At 34.1% G+C, this 10,741-nt stretch carries 11 protein-coding genes and 1 riboswitch; of the genes, 10 read left to right on the forward strand and 1 reads right to left on the reverse strand.

Features of this window, described 5'->3' with window-relative positions; translation table 11 throughout:
- The first annotated feature begins 5 nt into the window (after positions 1–5).
- On the forward strand, positions 6–713 hold the full coding sequence (ecsC, locus tag DPQ31_RS05425; protein ID WP_208731653.1) for an ecs operon protein EcsC: 708 nt from the start codon (positions 6–8) through the stop codon (positions 711–713).
- Positions 714–753: 40 nt separating this feature from the next.
- On the opposite strand, the gene DPQ31_RS05430 is transcribed toward ecsC, so the two are convergent.
- Complete coding sequence (locus DPQ31_RS05430) at positions 754–897, reverse strand: YjcZ family sporulation protein (protein ID WP_000522751.1); 144 nt, start codon at positions 895–897, stop codon at positions 754–756.
- Positions 898–1,053: 156 nt separating this feature from the next.
- Here DPQ31_RS05430 and DPQ31_RS05435 point away from each other — a divergent pair, with 156 nt between their 5' ends.
- From DPQ31_RS05435 to DPQ31_RS05475, 9 genes are all read left to right on the forward strand, one after another.
- Positions 1,054–1,635, forward strand: coding sequence for a TetR/AcrR family transcriptional regulator (locus DPQ31_RS05435; RefSeq protein WP_000164841.1), 582 nt, complete (start codon positions 1,054–1,056; stop codon positions 1,633–1,635).
- 2 nt (positions 1,636–1,637) lie between these two features.
- Positions 1,638–1,805, forward strand: a complete 168-nt coding sequence (locus tag DPQ31_RS05440) for a hypothetical protein (RefSeq protein ID WP_000783814.1) — start codon at positions 1,638–1,640, stop codon at positions 1,803–1,805.
- A 79-nt stretch (positions 1,806–1,884) separates the two neighbouring features.
- Positions 1,885–2,361, forward strand: a complete 477-nt coding sequence (locus tag DPQ31_RS05445; RefSeq protein WP_000371349.1) for a PH domain-containing protein — start codon at positions 1,885–1,887, stop codon at positions 2,359–2,361.
- Positions 2,354–3,784, forward strand: a complete 1,431-nt coding sequence (locus DPQ31_RS05450; protein WP_208731654.1) for a PH domain-containing protein — start codon at positions 2,354–2,356, stop codon at positions 3,782–3,784. The genes DPQ31_RS05445 and DPQ31_RS05450 overlap by 8 nt, the downstream gene beginning before the upstream one ends.
- 224 nt (positions 3,785–4,008) lie before the next feature.
- Positions 4,009–4,662, forward strand: a complete 654-nt coding sequence (locus DPQ31_RS05455; protein ID WP_000625391.1) for a DUF975 family protein — start codon at positions 4,009–4,011, stop codon at positions 4,660–4,662.
- A 352-nt stretch (positions 4,663–5,014) separates the two neighbouring features.
- Positions 5,015–5,458: a hypothetical protein gene (locus DPQ31_RS05460; protein ID WP_098138364.1), complete on the forward strand. Its 444-nt coding sequence runs from the start codon at positions 5,015–5,017 to the stop codon at positions 5,456–5,458.
- Positions 5,455–5,721, forward strand: coding sequence for a CPCC family cysteine-rich protein (locus DPQ31_RS05465; RefSeq protein WP_199634440.1), 267 nt, complete (start codon positions 5,455–5,457; stop codon positions 5,719–5,721). The genes DPQ31_RS05460 and DPQ31_RS05465 overlap by 4 nt, the downstream gene beginning before the upstream one ends.
- Before the next feature lie 373 nt (positions 5,722–6,094).
- Positions 6,095–6,631, forward strand: coding sequence for a TetR/AcrR family transcriptional regulator (locus DPQ31_RS05470; RefSeq protein WP_098138363.1), 537 nt, complete (start codon positions 6,095–6,097; stop codon positions 6,629–6,631).
- A gap of 171 nt (positions 6,632–6,802) precedes the next feature.
- Positions 6,803–6,895, forward strand: a riboswitch (cyclic di-GMP riboswitch).
- A 59-nt stretch (positions 6,896–6,954) separates the two neighbouring features.
- Positions 6,955–10,741, forward strand: a 3,787-nt coding sequence (locus tag DPQ31_RS05475; RefSeq protein WP_208731655.1) for a SpaA isopeptide-forming pilin-related protein, incomplete at its 3' end; no start/stop codon positions are given.

Consider the following 10,741-nt stretch of genomic DNA (forward strand, 5'->3'; position numbering starts at 1 on the left):
AACCTATGATTACATATGAAGAGAAGGTTATAAAAGAATTGGAGCAGTGGAAAGCTACATTCATGAAAGATTCTTCTATGATGACACGGTTCTCCAAAAAAGTGCAGACGAAAGTACAACAGCTCATTCCGGCGAAAGTACAAAAGGTGTTAACAGAGACGATTCGTATGATGGTGCAAACGATCAGCGCCGGATCAAACTTTATAAAGCCGAAATTAAAAGAGACGACATGGTCACTGCAAAGACGTGACGATGAAGTACGCAAAAAAATGGATGAGTACAAAAAAATAGCAGCGGCGGAAGGAGCAGGGACTGGAGCTGGTGGTATTCTCCTTGGCCTTGCTGACTTTCCGCTTTTACTCGGCATTAAAATTAAATTTTTATTCGATGCAGCAACGTTGTACGGATTTGATACGAGTAACAAAGAAGAGCGCCTTTTTATACTTCACGTTTTCCAACTCGCCTTTTCAAGTGATGATCATCGAAAAGAAATATGGAAAGCCATCGAAACGTGGGATACAGAAGAAAAAAATCATATGGACTGGGAAAAGTTCCAAACAGAGTACCGAGACTATATCGATTTAGCAAAAATGCTTCAGCTCGTACCGATAATCGGTGCCCCGGTCGGCGCATATGCGAACTATCAATTACTGCAAAGACTTGGAGAAGTGACGATGAATTGTTATCGTATGCGATTGTTGAATAGGGATTAAAAAGAAGGCGTCCTACATGTGTAATGTAGGGCGCCTTTTCTTAGAAGCCAAGTCCACTATAGCTAGCTCCAACTATAATTAATACGATAAAGAGTACAATGATGAATGGAAATCCGCTCTTACCAGCTTGTCCATCTTCACCGCCACCAGTTCCGCCGCTACCGCCTTTACCACCAAGTCCCATATGAACATCCTCCTTATTGTTATATATTGCTTTTACTTTATGTTTTTCTACATTTACCAATAAACCCCTTCTAAAGCGCTAACTAACTTGAAAATCATTTCGTTTCATTTTATAATTTACTTACCGACCGGTAAGTAAAAATAAGTGAGGTACAGTATGACAAAGAATTTACAAACATCGCAGAACATTGTAGAGGCGTCATTTAAACTTATGGCAGAGCACGGTATTGAGAAAATGAGCCTTTCCATGATTGCGAAAGAGGTAGGTATTTCAAAACCGGCCATTTACTATCATTTTTCTTCTAAAGAAGCGTTAGTAGATTTTTTATTTGAAGAAATTTTTTCTGGGTATCATTTCTCTTCTTACTTCGATAAAGATCAATATACGAAAGAAAATTTTGCAAAAAAGTTAATTGCAGATGGTTTACATATGTTGTCTGAGTATGAAGGACAAGAAGGTATATTACGCGTCATAAATGAATTTATCGTAACTGCGGCGCGAAATGAAAAGTATCAGAAACGTTTATTTGAAATACAAGAAGAGTTTTTAAATGGCTTTCATGATTTATTAAAGCAAGGTGTAGAACTTGACGTTGTGTCACAACATGCAACAGAAGAGAATGCTCATACGTTAGCGCTCGTTATCGATAATATGAGCAACTACATGTTAATGGGATTCCAGTTAAAGTATAAAGAAATTTGGATTCGAAATGTGAAAAACGTCATAAAGGAGGAGTAAAAGTGAAAATGCAAAAAAACTGGTGGCTCGGTTTTCTTGGATTCATTGGAGTGTATAAAATTCCAGGTATGATAGAGGCTTTTCAGGCGGATGGAAGTTGGCTGAAGTTAATCGGTTTCATTTGGTTACTTTGGTTCGGATATTTTATTCCAGAGAAGAAAGATAATTAAATTTCAATTTTCTGTAAAGTTATGTAAAATATAGATTGAGAGTATTCATATATTAGATTACTAGATTTGGAGTGGTTACATGGATCCATTGAAAAATGAAATTCACCCTGACATGGTCAAGGTGTGGAAAACGCGTTCCTTAATTGAGTTAGGAATTAGTATTATCGTCATTTTGGCATATCTTTTCTTTATGATTAAGTTTAATTGGTGGGCTTGGATTTTTTATGTGCTCATCGGATTAACAATTGTATATACGCCGTTTGATTACTTTACATTCCCGAAATTGCGTCAACGTTACTATAGCTACCAACTAAATGAAGAAGAACTTGAAATTCAGCACGGTCTTTTCGTCGTAAAACGTGTATTAGTACCGATGATTCGTGTGCAGCACGTTACAATTGAACAAGGGCCAATTATGAGGAAATACGGATTAGCAGAATTACACATTTCAACAGCGGCGACTTCTCATAGTATCCCAGGTTTAACGATGTATGAGGCAGAAATGTTGAAAACGAAAATCGCAGAATTAGCGAAAGTGAGTGATGAGGATGTATAAGAGGCAGCATCCAATCACGATGTTATTAGAATTAAAAATAACAGATTTTATACCATTTATTATTTTTCTTTTTAGTTTAAAAGGAAAGTTTCCATTTTGGTATTTAGTTCCTATCGGTTTTGCGGTAATCACGATTGTTTCAGCTATCGTAGGCTGGTACTACAAAGTATATTGGGTCGAAAATAACGTATTACATATTAAAGAAGGGCTCTTTGTGAAGAAGGAGAGCTACTTAAATAAAGAACGTGTTCAAACGATTAATACAAGTTCAGGCATGCTGTACCAAGTGTTAGGACTAAAGAAAATTAAAATTGAAACAGCTGGCGGAGGAAATGAGCCGGAAGTTAGTTTAGCTGGTATTACGGTAGAAGAGGCAACAAAGCTTATTACAATGTTAAATGAGCCAACCTCGGTAGTAAAAGTAGAAGAAACATCAGAAGAAGTAGTACAAAAAGAAATTATTACAGAGGAAAAACAAACGACAGAGTACAAGTTAACGTGGAAAGAGATTTTAATAGCGTCTGTTACATCTGGTCAATTTGGATTATTATTCTCTTTAATATTTTTCGTTTATAACCAAGTGGACGAGTATATTCCGAAATGGATCAAAAATAGCGTAGAGTCTTATGTTATGGATCATGATATATATGGCTGGATTTACATGGTAGCTATTTTACTTGTCGTTTCTTGGATTATATCTACAATTGGATATGCGTTAAAACATGGGGATTTCACAGTCAATCGAAAAAATGATGAAGTCCGTATTTCGCAAGGATTACTTGAGAAAAAAGAACTCGTATTAAAGTTACACCGCATTCAAGGTATTACGATAAAAGAAGGTATATTACGCCAACCATTCGGTTATTGTGCTGTGCAAGTAGAAGTCATTCAAAGTGAAGGGAAAGAAGAAAAAGTTACGCTACATCCTATCATTCGAAAAGATCGCGTGCAACAGTTACTCACCCATTTACAATTACCATACGAACTGAATACAAACATTATTTCATTACCAAAAGCAGCATTGCGTCGCTATCTCATTGATAGTTTCATCTTCTTCGCCATGCTAGCAATCCCGCTGACGGGAATCAGCATATACTTTGAAAAGTATTACATCATGTGGGCATTATTACCGCTCGCGATCCTCATCTTTACACTTGGATACGCAACATTTAAAACAAATGGTTACGGTGTAAACGGAGAACAAATTACAATTGTGTATCGTAGTATTGGAAAATATACAGGACTTGTAAGAAGAAGACACGTCCAATCAATGGAGAAGACACAATCATATTTCCAGCGCCGCGTAGACTTATGTACGTATAAGTTTTCTAGTGCATCATCGAATTATAAATTAGAGCATACGAGAGTAGTAGATGCAGAGAGAATGCAGGATTGGTATAAGAAAAGAATAAGTGAGGATTAGTTTAAAAAGGCTTGCCTAGTATGATAGGTAGGCTTTTTTTATAGAGAAATGAGTAGTTTGCAATTGAACTAAGTTTTCTTTAGTCCAATCCATATATGAGTACTACAGCGCACATATATGAATATGTATCAGAAAAAAGGAAGTGTGCTTCTATTTAAGGGGAATTCGTGAAATATTTGATATAAATGGTATAATAATGTAGAAATAATATTAGGAGGCTATGTATGATAAGTCAGTTGAAAAGAGAAGCACTTGATGCATTAAAAGGAAAATGGGGATTAGCAGTAGGAGCAACCTTATTAATTGGAATTCTTATTGGAGCTGTGGAATTTCTAACCACAGGTATTTTCTCAATGTTTTGGGGTTGGGAAGAAGCAAGTGATTCGCTTACAGTAACTATTATTGCAATGCTTATTATCGGTCCGTTAACAACGGGTGCTTATTACCTAGTTTTAAATGTAATTCGTGGAACTAATGCTAGTATTGGTCATGTATTTAGATGGTTTAGCGATGGAAGTAAGTTTATGAAGGCATTTTTAACATATTTACTAATGTATGTATACGTAATTCTATGGACATTACTTCTTATTATTCCGGGTATTATTAAATCATTTTCTTATTCTATGACGTATTTTATTTTGAATGATCATCCAGAATACACAGCGAATCAAGCAATTACCGAAAGTCGCCATATGATGAACGGACATAAAATGGATTACTTTTTACTATGCTTAAGTTTCCTTGGCTGGTTCATCTTAAGTATTCTTACTATAGGAATCGGTTTCTTATGGTTAGCACCTTACTTCTATTCGACATCGGCAGCGTTTTATGAAGAGATTTCAAAAGAATATTACAAAAAAGAAGGTACTACTTTCTAATAAAGTGAAACTTTAATCAGTGGGGGGGGCTTCATCCCCACTGATTATTAGTTGAACGAATCGGGCGTTTACGGGCAGTTGATTCCTCACCTAACTTCTTTGCTTTCGCTAAATTTTGAGGTGGGGGTCTTACTGCCCGCAAATAGCGGGATAAAACATCTAAACCGAATATAGGGAGCAGATGGTTTAGGTGTTTTGATATGTGTTCTGTTTTCGGAATTCACTTCAGGATAAGGTATAGGTTTTTATATAGAAATTCTTCCCTCTATGTTTTATCATAGAGGGTTATTTTTTTATGTGAAAATGATAGAAAATAGTGAATAATATATATGAAAGGAAAAAAGTGAGGTGAATGAGAGTGAGCAAATTTTTAATTCCGTATTCATTTTCTATATTAAGTTTCTTTATTTCAGCAACGGCACTTGATTTATATGATAGGATGGGAAAAAATAATGAGATGATTTCGCCGAACATACTTGGAAAGATAATTCAATCTATTTCGCAAATGGGAGTCCTTACATTGTATTTCGGAGTACCTATTATTTTAGGTGGATGTCTTCTTGGTGAGATATTGTTTAGAGGTATCATTTTACGATTTAAATTTAGCTATATTATATCTTTATTATTATATTTACTCTTAGCTTTTAGTATTGTTTTCATAACGGTAGGGATTCCAAATACATATGAAGATTCCAATGTTTTTTTCATGGGGATAACTATGATTTGTGCTGTTACATTCTTTGTGGGTCGGGATATATGGGAGAAAAAACAAGTTAGTAATGGAGTGGGAACATGAAATACACTTGTCCGTGTTGTGGGTATAAAACAATAGAAGAAGAACCACCAGGTACATATGAAATTTGCAGTATATGTTATTGGGAAGATGATGAGGTTCAGTTTAACAATCCTGACTTTGAAGGCGGGGCAAATGAACCTTCGTTAAGACAAGCACAGAAAAATTTCATTACGTTCGGTGCTTGCGAGGAATGTTTTGTGAAATCAGTTAGAAAACCGACTAGTGAAGATGTGAAGGATGCTAGTTGGAATCAAATTTGTTAAGTAGTTTATAAATAAAAAATGTTATTCCTCCATTCAACGGGAGGAATAACATTTTTTATTTAGTACTGAGAGAATTACAGTTGTCTAATAAGATAAACTAATGAAGGTGATAAAGTAATAGGAAAAGCTAAACTAATAAATCCTATTCATGAATATATTAGAAATGAATATAAAAGTATAGATGTATAGTCAGTGTTGTGTATTTGATGTTATCATATTGAATGATATGGAAATTTTTAATAGAATAAGTAACTAAAAATTCAAAGGTAATGAAGCTTTTGTTGTATAAAGAAAATAGTTAGTAGTACTCAACAATATTAAAAATAAGATACGTATTTATATAATTTTAGTCGAAATGGGGTTTTAAAAAGGAATGAGTACAAGCATAACACGGCAAAAAATTTTATCAGCTGCTTCTCACATTGTGCAATATAAAGGGGTTGCTAAATTAACCTTAGAAGCAGTGGCAAAAGAGGCGGGCGTAAGTAAAGGTGGATTGTTGTATCACTTTTCAAATAAAGAAGCTTTAATAGAAGGTATGATACTCAAAGGAACGGAGGAGTATCAAGACGCTATTTACAATAAAGTAGAGGAAGACTCAGAGAGAAAAGGAAGATGGGTTCGCTCTTTTGTAGAGGAAAGATTAAGTAATGAGAGAAGATCAGAAGAGCTGTCTAGTAGTATGATGACAGCATTCATGTTAAAACCTGAATTACTTGAGCCATTACAACAAGCATTTCACCAACTTCAGAATAATATAGAAAATGATGAAATAGATTCAGTTTGTGCCACAATTATTAGATTAGCAGCAGATGGATTATGGTATTCGGAATGTTTAGGGATTGGAAGACTAAGCCCCGAGTTAAGAGAAAAAGTGATTCAAGCTCTTATTAATAATTCATATAAGTAGAATATACTAACTATATAATATACGATAATTCACCGTTGGTTATTTAATCCAGTGGTGAATTATTTTTTTTGTTAGAATAATAGAACAATTTTGTAGGGTGTTGAATTATAACCGTCCAGACGGTATAGTAATATTTGGTTTAAGAGGAAAATGAAACAAAAAAAGAATAAAAGATATTTTTAGCACACTATTCGAAAGGATAGGCCGCAAAGCTTAGAGTCTACGGTAATATATATTGGTTACTAAGATCGTCTGGTTGCACATTTTTGATGCAACCGGACGGTCTTTTTTTGTTATATAAATATAAAAAATAGGAGGGAACTATGCAAATGAAAAGTACTAAAAGGCATATTTCAATGGTTTCATTAGTTTTTCTAGTATTATTTTCAGTGCTGAATGTGTGGGCTCCAGTTATTCAAGCTGCTGTGATGAAAAGTCCAGTGGACGAAATTAATATTTCCCGTACTGATGGCACGACATCTGAACCGTATCAAGCCTCAGATGGTATGAAAGTAGAAGTGAAGTGGTCAGCTAAAGAAAAAATAAAAAGTGGAGATCAATTCACAATTGATATGCCAAAAGAGTTTCGAAAAGACCTTATGAATATGAGTTTTCCTTTAAAAGATGCTGAAGGAAAAACAGTTGGTACATGTGAGATGAAAAAGGGCCTATTAACATGTACTATGGGTGATTACGTAGAAGGAAAGAATAACGTTAAAGGTTCTTTATTTGTAGAATTCTACTTTGGTCTAGAAGCATATGATGGTGTCAAAGAAATTCCATTAGAATTTAACGTTGATGGTCAAATCGTAAATAAAGAAGTAAATGTAAGTAATACGACAGAGAGACCGAAGCCACAGCCCAATACAGATAATCTATTGAAATGGGGTTCTTATAATCAAGAAGATCCGTCCATTGCTGATTGGCTTGTATATGTAAATGCAACTGGAACAGAAATGCAAGATCTTAAATTAACAGATACATTAGGACCTGGGCATGAGTTAATTACAGACAGCGTAGTATTAGAAGAGGCTGTATTTGAAGATGGTTATGCACCAACAAATATTAAGCCAGCAGATTTATCTAACATTAAAATTAATGCGACAAAGGCTGGATTTACAATTGAATTTCCAGACAGTTCCAAAGGCTATGTTTTAAGATATAAAACAAAGGTTACAAATCCTGCTGCAAAACCTCATAAAAATACTGTGAAATTAGAAGGTAAAAATATTAAAACTGAAGAAAAAGTAGGACAAGTATTTGTAAGTGGTGGGGGAGGATCCGGTTCAGGTGACGATAATCCACCTAGCATTGAAAAAAATATAGTTGATGAGAATGGCAAGCTTGTAGAGAATGAGCAGTTAACACAAATGGATCAAGTTATTCAATACCAAGTTGGTACACATATACCGAACGATCCTCCTAAATACACATCTATGGTAATTAGTGATGATTTAGAAGATGTTTTAGAAGTATTAGAGGCAAAAGTGTATGATCAAAATGGTCAAGATATTACTTCTAAAGGAACATTAAAGATAGATAAACAAAAAAGTGAAGTGACATTTACGTTCGGTGAGAACTTTGACTATAAATCATATGAAGACCAGATAATTAACTTGAATATTAAGGCGAAAATTAAAGCTAATGCAGACTTATCTTCTTACGTAGATAAGAAGATTCCTAATAAGGCAGAATTACATTTTGATGATAAGAAATTAACATCGAAAGAAGTAACTGTTACGCCGCCTGAAACTCCAAAAGACGGTACAGTATCAATTCATAAAATAGATGCTGAGGATTCGAATAAAGGGTTAAAAGGTGCCGAATTTGAAGTTCGAAATAGTGCAAATGAAGTTGTTGCAAAACTGAAAACGGACGAAAAAGGTTTTTCAGTACCTCAAACTTTAGCTCCTGGGACGTATAAAGTTTATGAAATAGTAGCACCAGAAGGATATCAAAAATTAAAAGAACCAGTAGAGGTTACACTTCAAGCTGGAGAAACAAAAACAATTGAAATTAAAAATACTATACAAAAGGGTCAAATTGAATTAAAGAAAATTGATTCGGAAAATGGTGAAAAGCCATTAGCAAATGCAGAGTTTGACATAGTAAAAGACGGTGTAGTAGTCGAACATATTGTTACAGATAAAGATGGTAAGGCAATTTCTAAACCGTTAGTACCAGGGAAATATATTTTAAAAGAAACGAAAGCACCAGAAGGATACCAATTAAAAGAAAAAGAGTTCGAAGTAAATGTAACAGGGGACGGCATATTCCCAATAACAGTAGAAAATGCAATGGTAGACAAAGGTAATGTAGAAATTACAAAAGTGGACAAAGAAAGCGGTGCAGTATTAGCGGGTGTCGAATTTGAAGTCCAAAATGAGAAAAGTGAAGTAGTAAGAAAAGTAACAACAGATAAAGATGGAAAAGCAAACGTTTCAGATCTATCAGTAGGAAAGTACAAATTAGTAGAGACGAAAAGCTTACCAGGTTACAAAAAGCTAACAGAACCAGTATCGTTCGAAATCAAAAAAGGTATGACAAAAGTTTTATCATTGAAAGTAGAGAACGAACTGTTAGATAAAGGTTCAGTAGAAATTACAAAAGTAGATAAAGATAGTCAAAAAGTATTAGAAGGCGTAGTCTTCGAAGTGCAAGATGAAAACGGTAAAGTAGTAACAGAAGTAAAAACAGACAAAGATGGTAAAGCAAAAATCTCTGATTTATCAATAGGAAAATACAAATTAGTAGAGATGAAAAGCTTACCAGGTTACAAAAAGCTAACAGATCCAGTATCATTTGAAATTAAAAAAGGTATGACGACAGTCTTATCATTGAAAGTAGAGAATGAGCAGTTAGATAAAGGCTCAGTAGAAATTACAAAAGTAGATAAAGACAGTCAAAAAGCATTAAAAGGCGTAATCTTTGAAGTGCAAGATGAAGCTGGAACAGTAGTAAAGGAAGTAACAACAGATAAAAATGGTAAAGCAAAAATCTCTGATTTATCAGTAGGAAAGTACAAATTAGTAGAGAAAGAAAGCTTACCAGGTTACAAACAATTAACAGAACCAGTATCGTTTGAAATCAAAAAAGGTATGACAGAAGTTCTATCATTAAAAATAGAAAATGAAATGGTAGATACGGGAAATGTCGAGATAACAAAGGTTGATAAAGATAATAAAGCACCATTAGCGGGAGTAATATTCATCGTCCAAGATGAAAAGGGTAATGAAGTTAAAAAAGTAACAACAGATAAAGCTGGAAAAGCAAATGTTTTAGATTTACCTGTAGGAAAGTATGACTTAGTAGAGGTAGAAAGTTTACCTGGTTATAAAAAGCTAGAAAAACCAATATCATTTGAAATTAAAAAAGGCATGACCGAAGTCCTATCATTAAAAGTAGAAAATGAAATGGTGGATACAGGGAATGTCGAGATAACAAAAATAGATAAAGATAGTAAAGCACCATTAGAAAATGTTGTATTTGAAGTACGTGATTCAAAAGGAAAAGTAGTTGCAAAAGTAAAAACGGATAAAGAAGGAAAAGCAAATGTTTCAGATTTATCCATTGGGAAGTATGAGTTGGTGGAAGTAGAGACACCAGCGGGATACAAACCACTTGAAAAACCAATTTCATTCGAAATTGAAAAGGGTAGAATAACAGCACTACAATTAACTGTCGAAAATGAATTAGTGGATACAGGAAATGTAGAAATTACAAAAGTAGACAAAGAAAATAAAGATGTTTTAGCTGATGCAGTATTTGAGATTCAAGATGAAGCAGGAAAAGTAGTCGCTAAAATAACGACAGATAAAAAAGGACAAGCACAAGTTACTAATTTATCAGTTGGCACATACAAATTAGTAGAAGTAAAAGCACCAAAGGGATATAAACAATTAATAGATCCGATTACTTTCCAAATTGAAAAAGGTATGACGAAATCTCTTGTTTTAACAGTAGAAAATGAAATGTTAGACAAGGGTAACGTAGAAATTACAAAAGTAGATAAAGACAGTCAAAAAGTACTAGCAGGTGTAGTCTTCGAAGTACAAGATGAGCAAGGCAAAGTAGTAACAGGAGTAAAAACAGATAAAAATGGTAAAGCAA

The sequence above is a fragment of the Bacillus sp. COPE52 genome (assembly GCF_003355115.1).
GTDB classification, from domain to species: Bacteria; Bacillota; Bacilli; order Bacillales; family Bacillaceae_G; genus Bacillus_A; species Bacillus_A toyonensis.